The organism is Desulfuromonas sp. KJ2020, from assembly GCF_024197615.1.
In the GTDB taxonomy this organism is placed as follows: Bacteria; Desulfobacterota; Desulfuromonadia; order Desulfuromonadales; family SZUA-540; genus SZUA-540.
The window spans coordinates 1,196,383-1,218,288 of sequence record NZ_JAKUKE010000003.1 but is presented as its reverse complement, the minus strand read 5'-3'; the positions used below and the strand labels follow the sequence as shown (position 1 = coordinate 1,218,288).

The 21,906-nt window shown below is 56.1% G+C and carries 20 protein-coding genes; 12 read left to right on the top strand and 8 right to left on the bottom strand.

Annotated elements, in window-relative coordinates; all coding sequences use genetic code 11:
• Positions 1-85: 85 nt before the first annotated feature.
• The 3 genes from MJO47_RS14055 to MJO47_RS14045 all read right to left on the bottom strand — a co-directional run bounded on the left by MJO47_RS14055 (position 86) and on the right by MJO47_RS14045 (position 5,753).
• On the bottom strand, positions 86-3,049 hold the full coding sequence (locus MJO47_RS14055) for a DUF748 domain-containing protein (RefSeq protein ID WP_253961742.1): 2,964 nt from the start codon (positions 3,047-3,049) through the stop codon (positions 86-88).
• Between the two features lie 146 nt (positions 3,050-3,195).
• Positions 3,196-4,215: an HD-GYP domain-containing protein gene (locus MJO47_RS14050; protein WP_253961741.1), complete on the bottom strand. Its 1,020-nt coding sequence runs from the start codon at positions 4,213-4,215 to the stop codon at positions 3,196-3,198.
• A gap of 380 nt (positions 4,216-4,595) precedes the next feature.
• The gene (locus MJO47_RS14045; protein WP_253961740.1) at positions 4,596-5,753 is read right to left on the bottom strand and encodes an MFS transporter; all 1,158 of its coding nucleotides are present in this window, start codon (positions 5,751-5,753) and stop codon (positions 4,596-4,598) included.
• A 176-nt stretch (positions 5,754-5,929) separates the two neighbouring features.
• Between MJO47_RS14045 and MJO47_RS14040 the strand changes: the two genes are divergently transcribed.
• From MJO47_RS14040 to MJO47_RS14025, 4 genes are read left to right on the top strand one after another with little or no spacing between them, the layout of a single operon-like run.
• The gene (locus MJO47_RS14040; RefSeq protein WP_253961739.1) at positions 5,930-6,751 is read left to right on the top strand and encodes a 6-carboxyhexanoate--CoA ligase; all 822 of its coding nucleotides are present in this window, start codon (positions 5,930-5,932) and stop codon (positions 6,749-6,751) included.
• Positions 6,732-7,907, top strand: coding sequence for an 8-amino-7-oxononanoate synthase (gene bioF, locus MJO47_RS14035; RefSeq protein ID WP_253961738.1), 1,176 nt, complete (start codon positions 6,732-6,734; stop codon positions 7,905-7,907). The genes MJO47_RS14040 and bioF overlap by 20 nt, the downstream gene beginning before the upstream one ends.
• Positions 7,904-8,707 (top strand): alpha/beta fold hydrolase, encoded by an 804-nt coding sequence (locus MJO47_RS14030; protein WP_253961737.1) that lies wholly within the window; start codon positions 7,904-7,906, stop codon positions 8,705-8,707. The genes bioF and MJO47_RS14030 overlap by 4 nt, the downstream gene beginning before the upstream one ends.
• Positions 8,704-9,516, top strand: coding sequence for a methyltransferase domain-containing protein (locus MJO47_RS14025; RefSeq protein WP_253961736.1), 813 nt, complete (start codon positions 8,704-8,706; stop codon positions 9,514-9,516). Before MJO47_RS14030 ends, MJO47_RS14025 begins: the two co-directional genes overlap by 4 nt.
• 12 nt (positions 9,517-9,528) lie before the next feature.
• Here the strand turns inward: MJO47_RS14025 and MJO47_RS14020 are convergent, their stop codons facing one another.
• Together MJO47_RS14020 and MJO47_RS14015 are read right to left on the bottom strand one after the other, a co-directional pair.
• Positions 9,529-10,704: a class I SAM-dependent rRNA methyltransferase gene (locus tag MJO47_RS14020; RefSeq protein WP_253961735.1), complete on the bottom strand. Its 1,176-nt coding sequence runs from the start codon at positions 10,702-10,704 to the stop codon at positions 9,529-9,531.
• Positions 10,701-10,994, bottom strand: coding sequence for a metalloregulator ArsR/SmtB family transcription factor (locus MJO47_RS14015; RefSeq protein WP_253961903.1), 294 nt, complete (start codon positions 10,992-10,994; stop codon positions 10,701-10,703). The genes MJO47_RS14020 and MJO47_RS14015 overlap by 4 nt, the downstream gene beginning before the upstream one ends.
• Positions 10,995-11,256: 262 nt before the next feature.
• Here MJO47_RS14015 and MJO47_RS14010 point away from each other — a divergent pair, with 262 nt between their 5' ends.
• The 5 genes from MJO47_RS14010 to MJO47_RS13990 all read left to right on the top strand — a co-directional run bounded on the left by MJO47_RS14010 (position 11,257) and on the right by MJO47_RS13990 (position 17,521).
• A complete protein-coding gene (locus tag MJO47_RS14010) occupies positions 11,257-12,198 on the top strand; it encodes a calcium/sodium antiporter (RefSeq protein ID WP_253961734.1) in 942 nt (313 codons plus the stop codon).
• Complete coding sequence (locus MJO47_RS14005) at positions 12,198-13,019, top strand: DUF3108 domain-containing protein (protein WP_253961733.1); 822 nt, start codon at positions 12,198-12,200, stop codon at positions 13,017-13,019. The genes MJO47_RS14010 and MJO47_RS14005 overlap by 1 nt, the downstream gene beginning before the upstream one ends.
• A gap of 36 nt (positions 13,020-13,055) precedes the next feature.
• Positions 13,056-14,711: a putative manganese-dependent inorganic diphosphatase gene (locus MJO47_RS14000; RefSeq protein WP_253961732.1), complete on the top strand. Its 1,656-nt coding sequence runs from the start codon at positions 13,056-13,058 to the stop codon at positions 14,709-14,711.
• Between the two features lie 288 nt (positions 14,712-14,999).
• Positions 15,000-16,301 carry a putative glycoside hydrolase gene (locus MJO47_RS13995; protein ID WP_253961731.1) on the top strand — a complete coding sequence of 434 codons (1,302 nt, stop codon included), beginning with the start codon at positions 15,000-15,002 and terminating at the stop codon, positions 16,299-16,301.
• 317 nt (positions 16,302-16,618) lie between these two features.
• Complete coding sequence (locus MJO47_RS13990; RefSeq protein WP_253961730.1) at positions 16,619-17,521, top strand: transporter; 903 nt, start codon at positions 16,619-16,621, stop codon at positions 17,519-17,521.
• On the opposite strand, the gene MJO47_RS13985 is transcribed toward MJO47_RS13990, so the two are convergent.
• Together MJO47_RS13985 and MJO47_RS13980 are read right to left on the bottom strand one after the other, a co-directional pair.
• Positions 17,518-18,168, bottom strand: coding sequence for an HAD family phosphatase (locus MJO47_RS13985; RefSeq protein ID WP_253961729.1), 651 nt, complete (start codon positions 18,166-18,168; stop codon positions 17,518-17,520). The genes MJO47_RS13990 and MJO47_RS13985 overlap by 4 nt on opposite strands.
• 106 nt (positions 18,169-18,274) lie before the next feature.
• On the bottom strand, positions 18,275-18,547 hold the full coding sequence (locus MJO47_RS13980; RefSeq protein WP_155875715.1) for a cytochrome c3 family protein: 273 nt from the start codon (positions 18,545-18,547) through the stop codon (positions 18,275-18,277).
• Positions 18,548-18,803: 256 nt separating this feature from the next.
• Between MJO47_RS13980 and MJO47_RS13975 the strand changes: the two genes are divergently transcribed.
• Positions 18,804-19,733, top strand: a complete 930-nt coding sequence (locus tag MJO47_RS13975; protein WP_253961728.1) for a helix-turn-helix domain-containing protein — start codon at positions 18,804-18,806, stop codon at positions 19,731-19,733.
• A gap of 4 nt (positions 19,734-19,737) precedes the next feature.
• On the opposite strand, the gene MJO47_RS13970 is transcribed toward MJO47_RS13975, so the two are convergent.
• Positions 19,738-20,145 (bottom strand): FixH family protein, encoded by a 408-nt coding sequence (locus MJO47_RS13970; protein WP_253961727.1) that lies wholly within the window; start codon positions 20,143-20,145, stop codon positions 19,738-19,740.
• Positions 20,146-20,464: 319 nt separating this feature from the next.
• On the opposite strand from MJO47_RS13970, the gene MJO47_RS13965 reads away from it, so the two are divergent.
• Both MJO47_RS13965 and MJO47_RS13960 read left to right on the top strand, forming a co-directional pair.
• A complete protein-coding gene (locus MJO47_RS13965; protein ID WP_253961726.1) occupies positions 20,465-21,433 on the top strand; it encodes a polyprenyl synthetase family protein in 969 nt (322 codons plus the stop codon).
• Positions 21,434-21,641: 208 nt separating this feature from the next.
• Positions 21,642-21,878 (top strand): hypothetical protein, encoded by a 237-nt coding sequence (locus MJO47_RS13960; protein ID WP_253961725.1) that lies wholly within the window; start codon positions 21,642-21,644, stop codon positions 21,876-21,878.
• Positions 21,879-21,906: the final 28 nt, after the last annotated feature.

Here is a 21,906-nt window from a genome sequence, read left to right as displayed (position 1 = left end):
CGCCTTTGACAACAAGAATCACTAAAAAAGCCGCCCCTATCAGGGCGGCTTTTTTAGTGATTCTGAATTGTTATGCGGATCAGTACTATTTGATCAGAAGCTTGACCGCCGCCTGACCGTCCGCCTTGTTCTCCTCTTCTGAAGCTATCTGGGGCTCAATGACAAAAAGACGTCCCGGGTCCACCTGTCCGGTGTCGGTCAGATGTTCCAGGGTACTGTTCGCTCTTTCTATGGCCAGAAGGCGCAGGTCCTCGTCGGACACCTCGGTGGCGTTGAGCAAGAAGTCTTCCATCCGTTTTTGGGCTTCTGCCGCATCAGCCGCAGGCGATGAACTTTGCTCTGTCGGCACTTTTCCAGGCGACTCCTTCAGGGTTTGCCGATAGAGCCGCTCCAGATAAAAAGCATATTCTTCTGGACTGAGCGGAATATCCTGTTCAGATGATTTGCTTTCGTTTACGCGGGTCGATTTGAGTTTCTCCAGTTTAAGGCGATCAAGCAGTTTTTTTCTGGCTAAAGCCTCGCTGTCGCTTTGCATGTCGACCTGTCCGGCAAGATCCATCTTCAGACCCGGCCTTTCGCTTAAGACCTTGGCGACCAGCGGCAGTTTATCTAAAGCAGCCGGCCCGAGGCTGGCTGCTCCCGGTTCAAAGGGAATGTACTGCAAATCCTCGCCGGCAGGAATGAGGCTGCCGAGCAGCGCAAAAGGACTGGTGGCCGCCTTAGTCAGGAGATTGACGATTACCTGCAGGATCACGCTGCCAACGCTGAACTCGGGATCGTCAAGGTCTCCCTGCACGGGGATGTCCAGGCTGATTTCACCGCTGCGGTTTTTCAGCAGGGCGATGGCCAGATTGACCGGCAGACTGGTGGCATCAGGGCTATCCACGCGCTCGCCCAGAGTGAACTGGTCGAGAAAGACCTTGTTTTCGCTTTGCAGCTGGCTTCCCTTGATGTCGTAATGCAGATCCAGATTCAATTTGCCCTTCTCGGTTTTTTGGCCGACGTATTTACCCGAGTACGGGGAGAGGGGGCTCAGGTTGAAGTTTTTAAAATCGAGGGCCAGATCCAACCGGGGGGTGCGGGTCAGCGGATTCATCGTGCCGGAGAGGATCAGCGGAGCCTGCTGGTCAATACGGGCATCAAAGCGAAATTGGGCCAGGGAATTCGGTTCGGAGGAAATGCCGGTTATTTCGCCCTGCAGTTGGTCGATGGTCGCGCCGTAGCTGGGGCTGATGCTGCGGTCCTGTACCTTGGCGCTCCCTTTGTTCAATACGATTTTGTCGATACGCAGATCGAGGGGAGCCGCCGCTGTCCCTTCATTCGCTTCTATGGCCTTTTCAGCCGGCTCTGGTTTTTCTTCACTGTCTCTAGTCAGGCTCGCCAGATTGAGACGTCCATCTTCCCGTACCACCAGATTCACAACCGGTGCATCGAGCTCTATTGTGTCGATCCGGAGCTGCAGAGGCGTTTGTTCCAAGGCGATGCCCTTTAGTCGCAAAGCCTTCCACCCCAGCAGATCTTCGCCCTGCGTATCATCTTTGGTCCTGAGTTCTGAGATCGTACAGGCGCCGGTAAAGCGCAGTTGTTTTTCCGGATCAAATTCGATATCCCCTTGCAGTGACAGAGAGCCGTCGGCCATCAGGACACGGGAATACTCCGAGATGTATGGCTGAAAGTCGGCCAGCCGTACAGAGGCGACATCTACGGTGGTTTGGAGGGCTACGGGTGTCAGAGCCAGACTGCCCGTTCCCTTGAGATGACTGTGGCCGTTCAGGTCGAGGGCATAGGACAGACTGCCTTGTGTCTGAGGCAGGGTAGAAAGCCCCTGGGTTTGGATAACGATGGCACTGGCACGGATGTCGGCAGGGTTTCCCAGGGTGCGGTCGCTGAAGAGGACCTCGCCGTTGCGCAATGAGAAGGCATCTACGGTCAAGGCCCAGCCGGGAGAGTCATTTTCGTTTCCGACGACTTCCTCTTCAGACGAAGGTTCGGCGTTTTCCGCTCCGTCCGGGAGCAGGGCCAGGGGGAGCAGTTTGCCGTCTGACGACCGGATCATCTCCACATAGGGCGAATCGACGTCGACCTGGGCGAGGCGGATATCGCCCGCCAATAAGTTGGAATCCGCCAGAACGACCGTAAAGGCCGGCAGGCGCAGGTAGGTTTTGCCGGCCTGGTCGGTGACCTCCGTCTCTCTAAGGGTCAGGGTCCCCGTCAACGCCAGGCGGGAGGAACCATCGTTACGATACAGGTAGGAAAGCCGGGTATCCAGGTCGAGCAGGGCTGATTTAAGGCGAAAGGCCGTGGGATTCGGAACATAAGCCAGGTATTCGGGGATATTGATGCCATCCATTCGGAGGTCGATGTCTGTTTCGCGGGACTCGGCGAACAGCTTGCTCCCACCGGCAAAAGTGACCGGCGTGCCGTTGACGACAGCTGAAAAGACCGGCTCTACCGAGCTTTCAATATTGCTGGGCAGGTTGGAAACGGAAGGGATAGCCAGCCTGAGGTCGTCAATCTGATGGACCGTGTCTTTCGGCATATCCCGAAAGCGGATGGAGCCGTGGTCGATTTCGATGTTGTTGATGGAAAAGAGAAAGGGTTTTCCCTCCTTCTTTGGTTCGGGGGCCTCCGTCGTTTTCTCCCCGACCAGCAAATCGGAAAAGGAAAAGGTGTTGTCGGACAACCGGCTGAAGTCAATCGCCGGTTTTGACAGGGAAACGGAGCGAAGGATCAGCGCCTTTTTGAAAAGAGACAGGCTCTGCAGGTTTACATGGAGGCGATCGAAGGCGATGAATTGGGCCGTATTCTCCTGGTCCCGCAGGCTGAAACCTTCGATCGTTGCCGTCAAGGCATAAGGGTTCAGGCGAATTTTGGCAATATCCACCTGCCGGTGCAGCATCTCGGTCATTTTGTTTTCGAGGACAGGTTTCAGGATGAGGGGCAGGAGCACGAATCCGAGCAGGGTATAAAAAAGGATAGCCAGCACGGTGCCGAGAATCACCTTTTGCCAACGTTTCAACTGCTTGAGGGAAGTGAGAAAGGCAGGCATAGTCAGTCTTCCGTATAAAGGGTTCATGTCGCAGGAAAAGCTTTTCGCCAAGTGGCTGGTTCAATTGTTTCACAGAGATGGGGCATGCGCAAGGGCGGCGGGATTTTTACCAGGGCAGTATTTGCGGGCTGGAGCGTGGCGACAGGTTACCCGGGGGCGAAAAGTCGAACAAAATGGTTGTAGAGTTCGTGGTCCAGATCGGAGACCAGGTCTTCCTTCATGATCTTCAGGGCCTCAAAGGTGGAGCGGCGCCTGTGATAGGAGCGGTCGGAAGTGAGGGCCTCGTAAATGTCCGCCAGGCGGCAGATGCGCGCGTAGGGGTGTATTTCTACTCGCACAAGACCGCTCGAATAGCCCTTGCCATCGTCACGCTCGTGGTGCTGGGCCGCGACGAGTCTGGCCTCTTCGCAGATGGTCGGACTTTTTTTAAGAATTTCGAATCCCTCCAGGGGGTGCTGCTGAACGATGGCCCGTTCTTCAGTGGTCAGGGGGCCAGGTTTATTGATGATTTCAAGGGGAATTTTGCACTTGCCCAGATCGTGCAGGAAGAAGCCCGCTCCCAATTTTCGGATCTCCTTTTCCGCCTTTTCTCCGTAATAGGAGCGAGCCAGGGCAATGCCGAAAATGCCGACATTGGTGCAGTGGGTGTAGGTGTTGTTGTCGTAGCCGGCCAGCTTGATCAGGCATTTGGTGGTAGGGTCATCGGCTATGATCAGGTCGACGGTGGGAGTGATGACCTCCTCCGCCAGGCGCAGAAATGGGGCTCGGGGGTCGTCATAAACTTTGCGCATGATTTCCCGGCAGCAATCGTAGACGGCACCCGCTTTGCGTTCAGGGGTGCTGACCGGATCGTGCAGGATGGCCTGGGTGACTTTCTGAACATAATCGTAATAAAGCTGGGCGTCTTTTTCTCGGATATAGAGGCTCTGGATGCCAAAAAAAGACAGCTTGCTTTGAATATCCCGGCCAAAGGGCAGCCCCTTGCCGGCAAAGAGGACATACTCGGGTTCGCCGACCCGCCACAGATGCGCGCTGACTTTGCGATACAGGTCGCAGGGTGCGTACTGCTCCGCGTGCAGAAGCGACAGCCCGATGGAGATCCATCCCTGCTGGACAGGAACAATTTGCGCAAGTGTGGTTGTCAGCTCTTCTTTTCTTTTCAGCATGATTCTCTCGGCAATATGCGGCCGTTTTGATTTTTACGGGCCTGTGTCGTCAGACCGGTGCCATTTTGGGGACCTTCGTGTCCCAAAATAGTCGCCCCCCTGTCATGAAAAAGGAGCGACATGAACAGGGAAGAGCAGGAACTAACGGGACTGGGGGAAACCCCGGTAGCGTATAATCTTTCCCGGCAGGCCATGGGGTCCCTAATCCAAAAGTCATGCCAATGGGTGCTTCTAATTCGGGCTACAGGGCGGCTGTCTGGATTGGGCCTGCACGCGTTTCAGCCTCAAAAGCGCCTTTCCACCTCGCGTATATCTGCGCCACGCTGGCGGTTTTGAGGTTGACACAAGTGTAACCTGTAACACGTAATACGTTTCCGGTGTCAGGGAGCCGAAAAGCTTTTGGCGCCTCGCAAAGTAAAGCCAAGCAGACCGACCAGCAAGGCGCCGCCCGCCGTCAGGAACAAGAGAGATAGTCCCACGACCTCGCCGATGTATCCCAGCAAAAAAGAGCCTGAAAAAAGCCCCAGATCGATGCTCCCCGTAAAGATGCCCGTGATTTTACCCCGGTTCTGATAACTCTCGTGGCGTATGGCCATGCTGTTGAGGGTGGGAAAGAGCATGCCGTGCCCGATTCCGCAGAGCAGGCCGGCCATGGTGAGTCCCCAGTTTTTCTGGACCAGCGCCAGGGCGAAAAGGCCGCTGGCGGTGATGGCCAGAGCCCAAGGGAGCAGGCGGATTTCACCCAACCGATCTGCCAATTTTCCGCCCAGAAAACGGATCATTATCGCCGAGCCGGCGTAGGCCAGGTAGAACAGGGATATGGGGGACAGTTGGCGCGCCTGCGCCAGGGGTGCCACAAAGTTGCCGCTCGCCGCCTGTCCAATCCCGAAAAGGAGGGCGAGGCCAGCAACGATCAGGTGCTTTCGTCGCCGGAAGAGGGTGAAGAAGGAAAACGTCTGCTCGTGGCTGGCTTCGGCGGGTGTTTCCCGCAACGGCCATTGGATCAGCAGCCCGATGAGCGCCAGGGCGGCAGACATCACAAAAAAATGAGGAAACCCGGCATGGCGAAGCACCCATTCGCCCAAAGCGGGACCCGCGGCCAGACCAATGAGCCCCGATGTTCCGAACATGCCCAGCCCTTCATTGAGACGATCCCTTGGAATGATATCCGCCATATAGGTGAACACTGCGGTGAAACAGATGGCGATGCCAACGCCGTGGACCACGCGAACCACAAGCAGCGGCCCGTAAAAACCGTTCAGCGGCCCGGTAAAGGCGAGGTAGGTCAGGGGCATCAGAACCAGGATGAGACAGCCGGCCGTGTAACTCTTTTTACGGCCGAGCCGGTCGATCATCTCCGATATCCAGGGCCGGCAGAGCGCCGAGGCCATGGCAAAAACCCCCATGATAATGCCGATATCTCCCTGGCTGCCGCCGTGTTCACCAATGAAAAGGGGAAAGAGAAAAAAGGCCGTGAACGACGAGACGGTGGTCAGGTTGGCGACAAACATCACCAGGAAGGTTTTCGTGTACAGCATACCGGTCTGGCCTTTTTGCTGGAGGAATGTCTCTTATAAGACGCCCTTCGTAAAAGGTCAAGAATGGGGTAGGCGGAGACACTTTTTAATGATTCGGACGGGGGCAGGGGATGGATGTCAACCGCAACTAGCATGGTGGTTGACAGGATTGAAAAAGCCGTGTTAATTTCGCCGCCATGGAAGAGAGCCTTTACAGTATTCGCATGCATGCCACCTGTCTGGGTGACCATCTCTCCGGCGCCGAGGCGTTGGTGAGCGAAGGCGAGCTTAGAGCTGTAGCGGGTGACCTTGTGGCAAGGGCCTTGGGGCATTCGCGGGGGAAAGCCCAGAGCATCCGGATCAGTATTGATGATCTCACCGGCACCGAGGTGAAAAAAGGCAGCCTGCCTGACCTGGTCACAGTGCCCGTGGCCGACTACCGTGAAGGTCGCCGGGCGGCGACGCAGTTGCTGGCCGGGGTCGGGGTCTCCGAGCAGGCCATAACGCGCACTCTGGACGCTCTCAGCCAGGGGGCGGCTCCCGGCCATAAAGCCATGCGCGGGGCCATGCTGGTGAATGCCTCCAGCGGCGAACGTCTTGAACCCGACCCCGCCCGTGGAGTACGCGTCAGTCGGTTTGGGCTGGACGCGGTCACCGCCGACGACCTGCGCCGCGCCCTGCGTCCGCTGGGACTGGACAACGCTCATGTGCGCGAGGCGCTGCTTCTGGCCGCCAAGGTGATCGCCTCGGGGCAGGTGCTCGCTGAACTCTGCTGGTCCGACGACCCGGACTACACCGCCGGCTATGTGGCGACCCCCGGTCTGGGCTATGTTCGTTTTCCCCATCTCAAGCCCCTCGGTGTCGTCCGTGGCGGTCGCGCGTTCTTTGTGCCGTCAGGGCTGCAGGATACGGCTCCGCTGATCTCTTTTCTGCATGATACCCCCTGGCTGGCCGTCCGTCTTGGTCGCCTGAATCTCCCCCTTTCGCTGGAGGCGCTGCGTGATCTCCTGGACCGCTGAGCTTGAACGTTTGAAGAAGCAGAACATGTTCCGCGTGTTGCGAACCGTTGAGAGTTCGCAAGGGCCGAAGGTTTGGTTAAACGGGCAGGAAGTGCTGCTGCTGTGCAGCAACAACTATCTGGGCCTGGCCAGTCATGCCATTCTGATCGAAGCCGCGGCCCAGGCGGCCCGGGATTGGGGGGTAGGGACGGGAGGCAGCCGTCTTATCTCCGGTTCCATGACCCCCCACGCCCAGCTGGAAGAGAGGCTGGCCGCCTTTAAGGGAACCGAAGCGGCCCTGCTGTTCAATTCCGGTTATGCCGCCAACACCGGCCTGCTGCAGGGACTGTTCGGTCCCGATGACGTCATTTTCTCCGATGCCCTCAACCATGCCTCCATCGTCGATGGCTGCCGTTTATCCAAAGCGAGGACGGTGGTCTATCCCCATGGAGATGCGGATGCCTTGGAGCGATTGATGCACCAGGAAGAAAAAACACGCCAGGGCCGCTGGGTGATTGTCACCGACGGCGTCTTCAGTATGGATGGCGATCTGGCGCCCCTTGTCGCGCTGGTTCGCCTGAAAAAACGCTACGGTGCCCTGCTTATGGTCGACGATGCTCACGGCACCGGCGTGCTGGGTGAGAGCGGGCGGGGCACGGCCGAGCATCTCGGCTGTCTGGCCGAGGTGGATCTGCACATGGGGACGCTGGGCAAGGCGCTCGGCTGCTTTGGCGCCTATGTGGCGGCCGACCGGGTGATTGTCGATACCCTGATCAATCGCTCGCGTTCTTTTATCTTTTCGACGAGCTTGCCCCCCTCCATCCCCGTTACGGCCTTGGCTGCCCTCGACGTCGTCGAAAGTCCCGAGGGGGAAAGCCTGCGCCGGGCACTCTGGCACAATCGAAACCTCCTGGCCGACCGCCTGCAAAGGGGCGGTCTGTCGACGGGCCATAGTACCACCCAGATTGTGCCGGTGCTCACCGGCGAGCCTGCGCCGACCATGAAACTGGCCGAAAGTCTGCTGGCTGCAGGGGTCTTTGTCCAGGGCATCCGACCGCCCACGGTTCCTGCCGGAAACTGTCGTCTGCGCGCCACCCTTATGGCGACCCACGAACCCGAAGATCTGGAGAGGGCCGCCGAGCTGATTTTACAGGCGGCGGTCGGAGCCGGCCGATGAAGACCTTTGTGTTGCCTGACGGTCGCCGCCTCGCCTATCGTGAGTCCGGTTCGGGGCCGGTGCTGGTCATGCTACACGGCTGGAGTATGTCCTCCGCCGTATTCAGCGAAGCCATAGCGGCCTTTTCGTCCTCATTCCGGGTGCTGGCTCCCGACCTGCGCGGACACGGCGAGTCGGAGCCTGGGCCGGGCTACCTGCTGGCCGACCTGGCCGGCGATGTGGCCACTTGGATGGAAAAGACCGTAGAGGGCGAAGTGTCGCTGCTCGGCTGGTCTCTTGGCGGCCAGGTGGCCCTGCATCTGGCCATGGCTCTGCGGGAAAAAGTTGGCAGGATCATTCTGCAATCGACCACCCCTCGTTTTGTGGCCGGCAACGGCTGGAGCGCAGGACTTCCTGTCGGGCAGGTCAGGGCGATGAAACGCGACCTGGACCGCAACTATCAAAAAGCCATGGGAGATTTTTTCTCCCGCCAATTTGAAGAAGGGGAAATGTCCCGGGAACGCTTCTGGCGCGTCGTCGATTTTGCCGTGCGGGCCGGTCGCCTCCCGCTTGAGGCGGTAGCGCTGGAGACTCTGGACACGTTGTCTCAGGTTGATCTGCGGGCCGGTCTGGCGCAGATTGACGTGCCGGTGCTGGTCGTACATGGCGAAATGGATCGGATTATTCCCTTCGCGGCCGGAGCTTACCTGGCGCAGCAGTTGCCCTTGGCACGCCTTGCTGCTTTGCCTGGTGCCGGCCATGCCCCTTTTCTGAGTTCCCCCGAGGACGTTTTTGCGCTGTGGAGAGAGTTTCTGCCATGACTGCCGCCCCGGCTGTGCGTTCACACGTGCGGCGAAACTTTTCGAGCCATGCCCAAGAATACGAGCGATACGCGGTCGTGCAGGCGAGAGTCATTGCGCGACTGGTCGGGTTGCTGCGCGAACGGGCTCCTTTTCGGGGTCCCGTACTGGACATTGGCTGCGGAACAGGCCTGCTTGCGGCGGCCCTGCGCCCCCTGTGTCCCCAAGTCACCCTGGTTGTTTCCGATCTCGCCCACGGCATGACCTGCCAGGCCAGGCGGCGGCTACCCGAAGCCTTGGCTCTCGATGCTGACGGCTGCTCGCTTCCCCTGGCCGGCGCCCGTTTCTCCCTGGTCTGTTCGAGCTCGGTCTATCAATGGGTGCCCGATCTGGAAAAGGCTTTTGGTGAAGCCGACCGGGTGCTGTTGCCTGGCGGTGTCTTCGCTTTTGCCCTTTTCGGTCATGAGACGCTCTTCGAGCTGAAGAACTCCCATCACTTTGCCCTGTCGCAGGTTGGAGAAGGAAGATCTTCCCATTTCCAGACTTTTCCGGATATCCAGTTGGTCAGGGGAGCCATGGAGAAAGGGGGTTTTCATTCTCTGCACGTATTTGAGGAGCGTGAAATCGAATACCATCCGGACGTCACCCGGTTGCTGCGCTCTCTCAAGGGGATCGGGGCGCAGAATGCTTCCGCCCATCGTCCGCCTGGCCTGGCGTCACGACGGGTCATGCAGTGCATGGCAGAGCACTACACCCGGCAGTATGGTGGCCCTGAAGGAGTTCCGGCCACGTATCAGGTCATTTATGGAGTTGGCGTAAAAGGCGACTGAATAGAGACGGTTCTACTCGACGCAGAGGATGGCGCATTTGAGGTATTCGGTCTCCGGGCAGGACAACAGGACCGGGTGGTCGTAGGCCTGGCTGCGCATTTCCAGCAGGCGTACGGCCCGGCCTGCCTGTACGGCGGCCTTGCTCAAGGTATCCAGAAAGATGTCCCGGCTCATATGGTGGGAGCAGGAGCAGGTAAAGAGGTAGCCGCCAGGCGTCACCGCTTCCATGGCCCGGCGGTTGATGGTGAGATAGCCCTTGATGGCTTCCGGGAGTTTCTTGCGACTTTTGACGAAGGCCGGTGGGTCGAGGATGATGGTGTCGAAGGTCTGGCGGTCCCGGTTGAGGCTGCGCAGAAAATCAAAAACATCGGTTCTTTCGAAAGAACAGCGGCCTTCCACAAAATTTAGGCGGGCATTTTCCCGCGCCAGCGCCAGAGCGCCTTCCGAAATGTCGATGCCCAGCACCTCGCGGGCCCCATAGCGGGCGGCGTGTACCGACCAGCTTCCCGAATAGCAGAACAAGTCGAGAACCCGGTGCCCTGATACGAATGGCTTCAGGGCCAGGTGATTCTCTTTCTGATCCAGAAAATGCCCCGTCTTCTGTCCCCCCAGAACATCCACGCGGAAGCGCAAGCCGTGTTCCGTCATTATGACGTCTTCGGGCAACTCGCCCTGCAGAATTTCCACCCGGCAGTCCAGACCTTCAAGCTCGCGCACGGCCACATCGTTGCGGGCGACGATGGCCTGCGGCTGCCAAAGATCGGTCAAAGCCTGCACAATCGCCTGGCGTCGACACTCCATGCCCAGGGTCAGAATCTGCAGGGAGAGGATGTCGCCGTAGCGGTCGACCACGAGTCCTGGTAGACCGTCGCCCTCGCCATGCACCAGGCGCATAGTGGCCAGATCACCGTAAAAATGCTGACGGTAGAGCAGGGCCGCCCTGAAGCGTGCGTGAAAAAACTCGGGGGTGTCGATGGACTCTCTGGCGCGCGAGAGAATGCGGGCGGCAATGAGGGAGTGGGGATTATAATAGGCCATGCCCAGGAACTCCCCCCGATGCGTGAAAACCTCGACCGCCTCCCCCGGTTGGGGGGCGCGGTCGAGGTTTCCAATTTCATTGCTGAATATCCAGGGGTGTCCCGCTCGGGCGCGGCGATCGTGGCCGGCACGCAGGGTCAGTCGGGTCATGGTTCCGGAGGTGCCTCAAAAAGCGATTGGACGATGCGGCGGGCTTCGTTGGAAACAACGCGATAGTAGACTTCTACCCCTTCACGCTGGCCTTCGATAATCCCCTTGTTCTTGAGAAGGGCCAAGTGCTGGGAAACGGTAGCCTGGGGAAGGGCGAGGCATTCCCAAATCTTTTTGACGTTGCATGTCTGAGAAATCAGTCCGGCGATAATTTTCAGGCGAACGGGATGTCCAAGAACCTTAAGAATCTCGGCTTCCCGATCATAATTCTGCATTTTGTCAAATTCCAGCTTTTCCATGATTGGACCCTTCTTTTATTGGATTGTAAAATGCATTGAAATATGCGGATTTTAGTGTCCTCTTAATGCAAATGTCAAGCAGTAAGAGCTGTAAATTAGGCAGCTCCGGTTGCCTGCGGGGTAAAGCACGAGGTATGATTCTGCTCGACTTGTTCCTTTTGCGTAGGTAAACTGTGCGCCCTTTTGGCCCGGGGTTGAAGGTCCTGCGTGGGTCCCAGGGCTGATATTTGTTCTGAAAGGTCTTGTTTTTAAAATGATTCTGGCTGTTGTTCTCTTTTTTGTCGGGATAGCTGTTCTGTACTACGGCGCCGAGTTTCTGGTGGAGGGCAGTTCGCGTTTCGCCATATCCTTCGGTGTTCGTCCTCTCGTTATCGGCATGACCGTCGTTGCTCTGGCGACCAGTATGCCCGAAATGATGGTCTCGCTGCTGGCGGCAGTCAAAGGGTCGTCCGATCTGGCAGCCGGTAACATTATCGGTTCGAATATTGCCAACGTGGGGCTGATACTCGGTGTCGCTGCCGTTTTTCAACCGGTATCCGTCACCCGCAAGACGGTGCTTTGTGAAATCCCCATTATGGTTGGTGCCTCGGTGCTCCTGTGGCTTTGTGCCCTGGATGGTGTGCTTTCCGCAGGGGACGGCCTGCTGATGGTCGGCTCTCTAGGGGCTTTTCTGCTGTACTGTTTAAAAAACGCCACAAATGAAGAGGGGGAGGCAGAGCTTCCGGAGGGGATGGTGCGCAGGGAAAAAGGGCATCGCAAGAAGGATATGTTCTACATCCTTCTCGGTATCGTCGGTTTGGCGGCCGGCGCCGAATTGATGGTGCGTTCCGGGGTTTTCATCGGACGTTCTCTCGGTATTTCCGAGATGGTCATTGGCCTCTCGGTTATCGCTCTGGGAACCAGCCTTCCCGAACTGGCTGCTTCTTCGGTCAGTGCCTGGCGCGGGGAATCGGACCTGGGTGTCGGTAACGTTATTGGCAGCAATATTTTCAATATCTTCTTTGTCCTGGGGGTCTGCGCCCTGATCAGACCCTTGCCTATCCAGGCGGCGGTGCTACGCTTTGAGCTGCCCGTCATGATCCTGTTCAGTATGGCCTTGATCCCTCTCATGTACCGGGGACTTGTCCTGGGGCGCCGGGAAGGGATTTTTCTTTTGGCGGCCTATCTGCTGTTTGTCTGGAGACTATTCTGGTGATGAAACGCTCTGTTCTATGTTTGCTCAGTGGTATCGTCTGGATATTGACTGTCTCTGCCCCTCTGGCGGCAGAGCTTGCCACGGACGAAGCCGTTCTATCCCCTGTGGCGGCCATCGAGGCCCTTTTAGGGGAAGACTACATCTATGATGTCTCGTTTCTCTGGTTTGACCAACTGGCGGAAGGCCGGATCCGACTGGAGCGGGCAGAGTCGCCTCATACCTACCGCGCCATGCTCGAAGCTAAGACCCTTGGGGTGGCGGCCTGGTTGACGGGAGACCGGGTGCAGCGCTATGTGTCGGTGATGCAGGCGACCGACGATGGGCGCTTGCATTCGCAGGTGTATGAATCGCACATTCTCAAAAAGAAAAAGGGCAAAATAAACAATCGGATAAAGCGTTATACCTTCGATAGCGAAAACCGCACCATTCTCTACCAGAAATTTAACGGCGACAAGAAGGTGAGCGAAGAGGTCATCGCCTGGAATCATGAGGAATGGCCCGACGATTTTCTGACGGCTTTCTATAATTTCCGCTTGGGAAACAGTGGTCCCCTGGTGCCGGGGGCGCGCTATCGCATACCCACCTTCAAAAAAGAGGGCCCGGCTGACATCCTGATTGAAATTCTTTCTGAAAAGGCCAGGCCCTCGAAGGCCTTTTTCCCGGCAGGCGGGCATCTGGTCAAGGTGATACTTGATCCGGATGTCTTTGAAACGGCCGGCGGCGATGTCTTTATGTGGATGGATGCCAGCGGCAGGCCGGTTAAAGGGCTTGTCGAAAAGGTTATCGGGCTGGGAGACGTCAAAGGAACCATGCGTCAATAAAATTCAGAGTGTCCAGTTTGGAAGGAAATTCATGGCATGAGTAAAGAAACCGTTTATGTGATAGGGCATAAAAATCCGGATACCGACTCCGTCTGCAGCGCCATGGCCTATGCCCGTCTCAAACAGCTGCAGGGGGTGCCGCAGGTGCAGGCGGCGAGGGCCGGTGACTTGAACCGTCAAACCGAATTCGTGCTGGATGAACTGGCGCTACCCAGGCCTCAACTCCTCATGGATGTCTATCCCAGGGTCAAGGATGTGGTCGGTGAACACGTGGTCACCATTTCGGGTAATGCGCCCCTGTCACGGGCCCTGGAACTCTTTCACCTGCATAACATCCGCCTGTTGCCGGTGATCGACGACGATCGGCAGCCGCTGGGACTGCTGTTTTTGAAAAAAGTGTCCGAGCGGTTTCTGATCCCGCGGCAGGAGAGCGAGATCCGTCGGGTTATTGCCTCGGTAGACTCCATTCGCCAGTGTCTCAAGGCCAGCATTCTCTGTCAGGCCGAGGGGGCTGGTGACAAAGTGGAGGAACTCAACCTCTATGTCGGCGCTATGGCCTCTGCCACCTTCCGGGAGCGTGTTAAGGGATGCAACCCGCGCGACATGGTTCTGGTGACGGGAGACCGCGAGAATATTCAGAGACAGGCGGTCGAAATGGGGGTGCGCCTCCTCATTGTCACCGCCAGTCTGCCGGTGTCGCCGGATATGCTCAAGCTGGCCCGGGAAAAAGGGGTCACGATTCTCTCAACGCCCTTTGATACGGCGACCAGTGCCTGGCTGACCCGGCTGTCCACTCCCGTCCGTGAACTGGTGACGTCCGATCACCAAAGTGTCGGCCTGCAGGATCGTCTGGATGATTTGCGCCTGAAGCTGTTGCACTCCAAAGACCCTGGCGTCGTGGTTCTTGATGGCGAGGGCAGGGTGGCGGCGGTGGCCACCAAAAGCAATCTGCTGTCCCCATCCCAGGCCAAGCTCATCCTGGTGGACCACAATGAACTGTCCCAGGCTGTGGCCGGGGCCGACAAGGTCGAAATTATGGAGGTCATCGATCACCATCGCCTGGGGAATTTTCATACCGATCATCCGATCCGTTTTATTAATCAGCCGCTGGGCAGCACCTGTTCCCTGGTGGCTACCCTTTATCGGCAGGCGGGGAGAGAGCCGGAAAGGGCTATTGCCGGTCTGATGCTGGCCGGTCTGCTTTCCGATACGGTCATACTCAAATCCCCTACGACCACCGACACCGACCGGGAAATTGCCACCTGGCTTGGCCAACTTGCCGGTCTCGATCCTTATGAGTTCGGACGTCGCATTTTCAGCGCCGGCAGTGCGCTGGCGGCTCATCCTTCCGTCAGACATCTGATCCTTGCCGATTTCAAGGAATACAAGGCCGATGAACGTGTTTTTGGCCTCGGCCAGGTGGAGGTTGTCAGTTTCCACGAATTCCACTCCTTGAAAGAACAGATCACCAAAGAGTTGGCTGCGCTGAAAAAAGAACGCAAGCTCGACACCGTCGGCTTGCTTGTTACCGATATCGTTCAGGAGACCAGCCTTCTGCTGGCTCAGGGGGGTAAAGAACTGCCCTACGTGATCGGTTATCCCCAGGTAGAGGAAAATCTCTTTGAACTCAAAGGGGTTCTTTCTCGCAAAAAGCAGCTGGTTCCCCACCTTCTTAAAGTTCTTAAAGGCTGAACTTTGCCGTCGACCTGCTTTTCCTGTGGCCGGGGCTTTTCCCGGCCTTTTTCTCTATCGACCCGTCCTTGACAAAATTTGACCTGCCTCTGCGGAAAATCGCGCAAAATCAACCGCGTCCCTTTCTGCTGCTCTTGGCATAGCGCTGGGTAAGCCCCTGCGTTTGGCGCCTTGGGCCCCTGGCGCTTCGCCTTGGCATAAAGTGTGAAGATGGACTCCGTGCGCGCCTTGCCTGGTACGGCCGTTGGCGCGGTGATGGTCGGGATTCTATCTGGAAAAGGGTGTGCTATGCCTGTCTTGCTGCGGTTTATCGTTATTCTGGTGTTGGTGGGGCAGGCCTGGGGTGCTGCTGCCGAATCTTTGACCTGCGGTCATCTTTACGACAGTGTGACCGGCAAGCCGATCGAAAATGCCGTGGTCAGCAGTGGCCCGCGTCTGGTGCGCACCGATGCCAACGGACATTTCGTTATCGCCGCTTCGTCGGAAGGATTTCAGGCCAGGGCTCCCGGCTATCGGGTTCGTTCCTTCACCGCTGACCAAGGGCATGACATCCTTATGGAGCCTTTTTCGGCCAAGGCCCTGTATCTCTCCCATTACGGTATCGCTGAGCCTATCCTGCGGAATCCCGCTTTGCAAATGATCGAAAATACAGAACTTAACGCGCTGGTGATTGACCTCAAAGGGGATCGCGGACAAGTCGCCTTCAAGGTGGATCATCCCATGGCCTCTGAAATTGGTGCTCAGAAAATTCTGACCGTTAAGGATGGCAAGCGTTTGTTGGCGTCACTGAAAGCTAAAGATGTCTATACCATTGCCCGTATCGTGGTATTCAAAGATGATTTACTGGCCAAAGCCCGGCCTGACCTGGCGATTCGCACTGAAGGAGGAGACATTTGGCGGGATGGCGAGGGCATGGCCTGGGTGGACCCTTTTTTTCGCGAGGTCTGGGAATATAATATCTCCCTGGCTGAACAGGCGGCCCGGATGGGCTTTGACGAAATTCAGTTTGATTACGTACGGTTCCCAGACAGACGTGGCCTGCGATTCGCCAGGGAAAACCAGGAGGAAAACCGGGTTGGTGCCATTTCCGGCTTTCTCGCCACGGCGCGCCAGCGTCTGGAACGCTATCCGGTTTTTCTATCGGCCGATATCTTCGGGTATGTCTGCTGGAGCGAAAAAGACGTTGAAATCGGCCAGCGACTCGAAGATTTATCCGTCCATCTCGACTATATCTCCCCCATGTTATATCCCTCCGGGTTTGGTCATGGGGTAGGCATGTATCGCAATCCCGTCAAACACCCTTATGAAATCATCTCCTTGTCCCTCAACAGGGCGCAGCAAAGGACAGGACTTCCCGGCGCGCGCTTTCGTCCCTGGCTCCAGGCGTTCAGGGATTATGCCTTTGATCGCCGCTCTTTCGGAGAACATGAAATCCGGGCGCAGATTGAGGCATCCGACGATTTCGGCAGCAGCGGCTGGATGCTCTGGAATGCCCGTAACGTGTACAGCCAAGCTGGATTGTTGAAAAAGTCTTATGAGGCTTACGCCGACCAGGTCATGGAATCGGCACCGGCTCATCCGAAGCTTTAGCGAGCCGGGTTGATTGGGCGGCGCCGCAGTACGGTCGATTTTAGCCTGAGCGCGGGAACAAAAAAACCCCGTGAAGGAGGGGAATCACGGGGTAAAACCCTGACGTCGTCTCAACGCCAGGGCAGCATTGGTCAATCATACCTGGATAAAACAAAAAATCAACGGTAAATTAACCTGTTGTGGAACTGCCAGGGGCCGTTTGCACGGTTCTCCCTTGGGGAAATAATTTTTTTTTTACCCATAAAGGAGTATACTTCCGGGTGCATCTTCGCCTGTCCGTCTGGACGCCACCATAACCTGCCCAGGAGTGATACCTTATGCGGATTTTCAGGCAGCCATCCCGCTTTATCCTGCTGTCCTTTCTCCTCATCTTCGCCTGCTCTCCCAGTTCTTGGGCCTCGGAAAAAAGCGCAGGGAAAAACCTCTATCTGGAACTGGATTTTGATTTCACCAGTGGCGATTACGGGTCGGATACGACCACCGATTCCACTGTCTATACCCTGCTTTTAGGGGCCTATCTGGGTGATCGCTGGGATGTCCAGATTTCAGCGCCCTATATCTACCAGAATAATTCTTATGTGACCACGTCGGGAAGTATTCACTACGGCTCCCGTATGGCGGGATCGCCTCAGGTCAGTCCTCTGGCCAATGGTGACGGGGTAGGTGGTACTGGCGGTGACGGAACCAGCGGGATGGATCCAACGACCACCACGACAACAATAGACGTGAGAGATTCACAATCGGGGTTAGGCGATATGACTTTGACCCTGGGGTATATTTGGCTCTTTGAGGGGCAGGTTTCACCTCAGGTCAGAGCTTACGCTGAAGGCCAGTTGCCAACGGGTGACGAGGACAAGGGGCTTGGTACTGGTGGTTACGGTGTCGAAGGTGGTCTTGAACTATTCAAATGGACGGGGCCATTTTCTTTATTGGGAAAGGGGGCTTATACCTGGCAGGAAGATCGGTCGGACTTGGGCCTGAAAAATTATTGGAGTTATGAAGTTGGTTTGGGATACGCGCTGACGGATCGCCTGCGTCCTGGTCTTTCTCTCTGGGGGGCCACAGAGCCTGCAGAAGGTGTCGGGAATCTTCTTGAAGGAAAAGTCCAATTGCATTATCGCACCGGAGAGACTTCGGCCATAGGTGCCTATGTCATGAAGGGGCTGGCTACGGCCAGTCCGGATTCAGGCGTCGGTGTTTTTATCTTTTGGAATTTTTAGCATGAAGAAAGTTCGGTCAGCAGCGCGGGGAGCTCACGGATGTGACCAAGGACTTTGAGGGCTCGGCTGAAGTCACCTCCTGAGGTCAGGCGGTTGGGGATGACACAGCAGCGTAATCCCGCGCGAGTGGCAGCGAGAAGCCCCCGCGGCGAATCTTCGACAACGAGGCATTCATCCGCCTTAAGTCCCATGAGTGCCAGGGCTTTCAGGTAGGCTTCGGGATGGGGTTTGGGGTGATGGTAGTCCTCCCGGACCAGGGTGAATTCGAAAAAGGGAAGTAATCCCGTCTGCCGGTGAATAATCTGAAAGTGAGGCTGACGGCATCCTGTCACGACCACCATGCGAAAGGCGTCTTTCAGTTTTTGGAGCGTCTCATGCACACCCTCCATAGCCGTCAGACCACCCGCCAGGAGAGAGGTGTAAAGAGCGTCTCGCCTTCTTCTCAATATCTCCAGTTCTCTCTCTCCGTTTCCATCTTTGACCGCCAGAGCAAGAGCGCTTTGCCCTTGGGTGAGTGAAATGCGGATGAAGTCTTCCTCGGAGAGTGTTACCTGACTTTCCGCCAGAATATGTGCCGTTGCCTGGAAGTACAGATGCTCGGTATCGACCAGGACGCCGTCGTTATCCCATAGAATGGCTTTGAGCATATAACCTCGAAAGATGAACTTCGTCAGGATTGATGCATGAAAAAAGAGCCGTCCCGGCGTCTGGCCCGGGACGGCTCCTTAATTTGTGCAAAATTTTCAGCCCAGTTTATTTCTTGTGGCAGTCGTTGCACTTGGTGGGGCCAGCACCTTTCTGGGTGTGGCAGTCTTTGCAGAGAGCGTGACCGGTCTTCATGTCAAGCTCAAGCTTGCCGGGCTCACCCTCATGGCAGGCGGCGCAGCCCAGAGAGTCACCATGAACTTTGTGGTTGAAAGTAACATTACCTTTTTTGCTGTCGAGGGTGATGGTGTCGCTGGCAACAGCCAGGGAGCCAACAGCCAGGAAAGCAACGACCAGCAGAGTAGCTACCAAACGTTTCATGTTTCTCAGCCTCCTGAAAAAATTTGGGCGGAAGATTCCGCCTTGGTTAAGGCTAATGTATACACGGTGTTTTGTGAAATGCATCCGACATCGAGTGGAATGTCACCCGATGTCGATATAATAAAAAATAAATACAAATACTTATGGGAACGCATGTCGTGCTGTTTTTTGAGATTAAAAGCCGATTTTTAAATGTTGTTTGCTCTTTTTAACCGGGTCTGGTAAGGTTTTTAATCACTTTGTGACCGAGGTATGTATGAGCGAGCAGTTACCCTCCATGGTCTGTTTGGATGGCGACCGGATTCGAGCTATCCGCGAAAGTCAGAAGCTGACCCAGCTTTATGTGGCAAAGGTGGTTGGTGTCACCACAGATACAATTTCCCGTTGGGAAAATAACCGCTACCCGTCTATCAAGAAAGAAAATGTTCTGCGCCTCGCCGAGGCTCTTGAGGTTCCCGTCGAGGACCTGATCAAGAGCGAAGACGAGAATACGGAGGCGGGTGAAGAACCCTCCCAGAAACCTCTGTCCTCTCGCAAGTGGCTGCTGGGACTGGTCTTTTTAATCGCTGTGACGATAGCCGCAGTCCTGCTTTTGAAAGGACGGGAGATGGCCGTGCCCGCAGTCCATGCTGAACGGATTTTGCCAGCCTATGCCGCCCCTGGCAGTATTATCCCCGTGCAGATACACCTGGAGACGGAAGAGTCCATGAAGGGATTTATTCTGCGCGAACATTTCCCGCCCGGATGGAAACTCATTGAGGCCAGCCCGCCGGCCTCTAGTCTCGATAATGAAAAGGGGACAGCCCGGTGGATCGTCCGTACGGGAGACAGCCGCAAGCATCTCGTCTACTTGGTCAGGGTTGCCAGTGCGGAACCTTTGGGGACATCCGCTGGTTTCAGCGGTGATATCGTCGCCAATTCCGATAACCGTCAGACCCCTACCTCCATACAGGGGCAAACTTCAGTCGAAATCGATCCTTTTCAGTGGGCCGATCTCAATGGTGACCAGATTATCGATGACAGCGAGATTCTGAGGGCCTATGACATGGTTGAAGAGATGACCGGTGTTCATCTTGACTGGGAAATTGTGGACACCATCTGGGATGCTGGCGGTTATCGCTGGGAGGAAAAAGCCAAGAAGTTCGTTCCGGTCCGCGCCGAAGGGATTCCTTCTTCGGGTAAGTGACCTCTCAAAACTGAATCATAAATCTCCTCAACATTCGACCCTGAGTGGAAACGGCTTCAATGTGCGCCTGAAAACGCCCGTGTTTCAGGTCTGGCATCGGACTGGCGTAAAGGCCGGGTTCTGTTTCTTCCAGTTGGTACTCTAAAACTTTTTCTTTCTCATCGTTAAGGATTACGAGCTGAACTGTTCCTTTCCTGACAGGGTGTCCCTCCTCATCTTTCAGGGAGACCTGGAAATCCTTACCGGATACAGCCATACCCATTTGCCAGGACAGCCCTGCGCCAAAACGTTCTTCAATGGAATCTGCCATGCCGGCCTGTTGATCTTCTCGCGAGGGCGTGGTCAGGGTCCGAGTGGCGATCTGGTTCAGGATAAGTACCAGGCAAATCAGAAAAATGGTGGCCAGCATCATGATGCGTCCTGGCCGTCCTTTGTCTTCCGGGGCTGACTGCATGGTGGTCCTTTGCGAGGGGCAGGTGCAAGCTTCCTGCTCTTTATCTCTCTACATTGTGATCTGTCCGGCTGAAAAATCAAATGTCCAGACGAGATCCTGGCGTTTTGGAGCTTGGACATCTTGAGGCGTCCCACGGAAGTCGCGGCAGCTGGTGCCGGCCGAAGGTCCTGTTTTCCGGAGAGCCTGATATTGCCCAACTCTTGAAAAATGTTTGACATTCTCGCGACGGTTTCTTTAGGATAGTGAGAATTTTTTCAAGGGAGAATAAGGCCGTCTTATGGAAAAGGCACTGAACCTTCTTCACGACGATCTGGGTCGTGTCGAAGCCCAATTTGGCGAGTATCTCGAATCGGACGTCCTGCTGATTCGCAAGGTCGGCGAATATGTTCTGGCCAGCGGTGGCAAACGGATCCGTCCGCTGCTGTTGCTGCTCAGTGCCCGGCTGGCCGGTTACCAGGGAGACCGGCACATAGGTCTGGCCGCGGTGATCGAATTCATTCACACCGCCACGCTGCTCCACGATGATGTTGTGGACAGCGCTGTCCTGCGGCGAGGAGCGGCCTCCGCCAACTCGGTATGGGGTAATGAAGCGTCGGTTCTGGTCGGTGATTTCCTTTTCGCCAAATCCTTTTCTCTCATGGTTCGCTACGGGAGTCTCGATATTCTTCGTGTTCTGGCCGATGCCACTACGACGATCGCCGAAGGGGAAGTCCAGCAGCTGATCAATACCTGTGACATCAATCTTTCCGAAAAAAACTACATGAAGGTGGTGCGGGACAAAACGGCGGTTCTTATTGCCGCCGCCTGTCAATGTGGTGGAATTCTGGGGGGATGTGATGAGATGCAACAGCGAGCCCTCAGTGAATTCGGTCTCGACTTGGGAGTCGCCTTTCAGTTCATGGACGATATCCTCGATTATGTCGCCGACGAATCGGAGTTCGGCAAAGCCAAGGGACATGATCTGGCTGAAGGGAAAATGACCCTGCCCCTTATCTATGCCGTCAGTCGTTGTTCTGCCGAGGAAAGAGCCAAGGTTGAGGAAGTTATAGAAAAGGATGAGCTGGAAACGGGTGATCTGGACTTCGTGGTGGAGCTCATTGAGCGCACCGGAGGCCTGGAATATACCCGGGAACGGGCCGCTTCTCTGGTTGCCCACGCCATAGGCTATCTGGATATTTTTTCCCAGGACATGGCCAAGGAGGCTCTTTGCGAGTTGGCCGAATATGTTGTGAGCCGCCGAAAATAGCTGGGCATTTGCCTGTGATTTAACCGTACGCACCTCGCAAAATCACCCTCCGGCTTTCAGCCAGAGGGTGATTTTTTTTGCGCAGCCATTCGTAACATGTCGAAAATATTGCGAATAGCTGACCGGAGATGGTTGGCTCGGAACTTGCTCTTTCCCCGGTAGCCAGTCGGGACATCCCGAAAAACTACTCTGCATAAGCGAGGCGGTCATGAGTGAGGAAGTGCTTGTCCATAGCTGTCGTGTTCATTTCAGCGGTCACGATTACGATGTTTTTGTCTACAGCCGACCCGATGGCAGTCATCTCGCCAAAACCTTTTTTACTCCCCGCGACGTCATCATCAGTGACGGGATCACTCTGGACGAAGTCCTGTTAAAACACCAGCATCTGTTGCCTCTTGCAGTCACCTCCCGCGATATCCTGCGACAGTTTCGCAAAGATAACTGATATCCTGCCGTTCCCCGGTTTTGGGGGC

Excerpts from the sequence above, each read along its gene's own strand:
- MJO47_RS14030 (WP_253961737.1), top strand. The coding sequence starts at position 7,904 with ATGAAGACCTTTGTGTTGCCTGACGGTCGCCGCCTCGCCTATCGTGAG.
- MJO47_RS14020 (WP_253961735.1), bottom strand. The coding sequence starts at position 10,704 with ATGACCCGACTGACCCTGCGTGCCGGCCACGATCGCCGCGCCCGAGCG.
- MJO47_RS14055 (WP_253961742.1), bottom strand. The coding sequence starts at position 3,049 with ATGCCTGCCTTTCTCACTTCCCTCAAGCAGTTGAAACGTTGGCAAAAG.
- MJO47_RS13965 (WP_253961726.1), top strand. The coding sequence starts at position 20,465 with ATGGAAAAGGCACTGAACCTTCTTCACGACGATCTGGGTCGTGTCGAA.
- MJO47_RS14000 (WP_253961732.1), top strand. The coding sequence starts at position 13,056 with ATGAGTAAAGAAACCGTTTATGTGATAGGGCATAAAAATCCGGATACC.
- MJO47_RS14010 (WP_253961734.1), top strand. The coding sequence starts at position 11,257 with ATGATTCTGGCTGTTGTTCTCTTTTTTGTCGGGATAGCTGTTCTGTAC.
- MJO47_RS14040 (WP_253961739.1), top strand. The coding sequence starts at position 5,930 with ATGGAAGAGAGCCTTTACAGTATTCGCATGCATGCCACCTGTCTGGGT.
- MJO47_RS13975 (WP_253961728.1), top strand. The coding sequence starts at position 18,804 with ATGAGCGAGCAGTTACCCTCCATGGTCTGTTTGGATGGCGACCGGATT.
- MJO47_RS14045 (WP_253961740.1), bottom strand. The coding sequence starts at position 5,753 with ATGCTGTACACGAAAACCTTCCTGGTGATGTTTGTCGCCAACCTGACC.
- MJO47_RS13970 (WP_253961727.1), bottom strand. The coding sequence starts at position 20,145 with ATGATGCTGGCCACCATTTTTCTGATTTGCCTGGTACTTATCCTGAAC.
- MJO47_RS13980 (WP_155875715.1), bottom strand. The coding sequence starts at position 18,547 with ATGAAACGTTTGGTAGCTACTCTGCTGGTCGTTGCTTTCCTGGCTGTT.
- MJO47_RS14050 (WP_253961741.1), bottom strand. The coding sequence starts at position 4,215 with ATGCTGAAAAGAAAAGAAGAGCTGACAACCACACTTGCGCAAATTGTT.
- MJO47_RS13960 (WP_253961725.1), top strand. The coding sequence starts at position 21,642 with ATGAGTGAGGAAGTGCTTGTCCATAGCTGTCGTGTTCATTTCAGCGGT.
- MJO47_RS13990 (WP_253961730.1), top strand. The coding sequence starts at position 16,619 with ATGCGGATTTTCAGGCAGCCATCCCGCTTTATCCTGCTGTCCTTTCTC.
- MJO47_RS14005 (WP_253961733.1), top strand. The coding sequence starts at position 12,198 with ATGAAACGCTCTGTTCTATGTTTGCTCAGTGGTATCGTCTGGATATTG.
- MJO47_RS13995 (WP_253961731.1), top strand. The coding sequence starts at position 15,000 with ATGCCTGTCTTGCTGCGGTTTATCGTTATTCTGGTGTTGGTGGGGCAG.
- MJO47_RS14025 (WP_253961736.1), top strand. The coding sequence starts at position 8,704 with ATGACTGCCGCCCCGGCTGTGCGTTCACACGTGCGGCGAAACTTTTCG.
- MJO47_RS13985 (WP_253961729.1), bottom strand. The coding sequence starts at position 18,168 with ATGCTCAAAGCCATTCTATGGGATAACGACGGCGTCCTGGTCGATACC.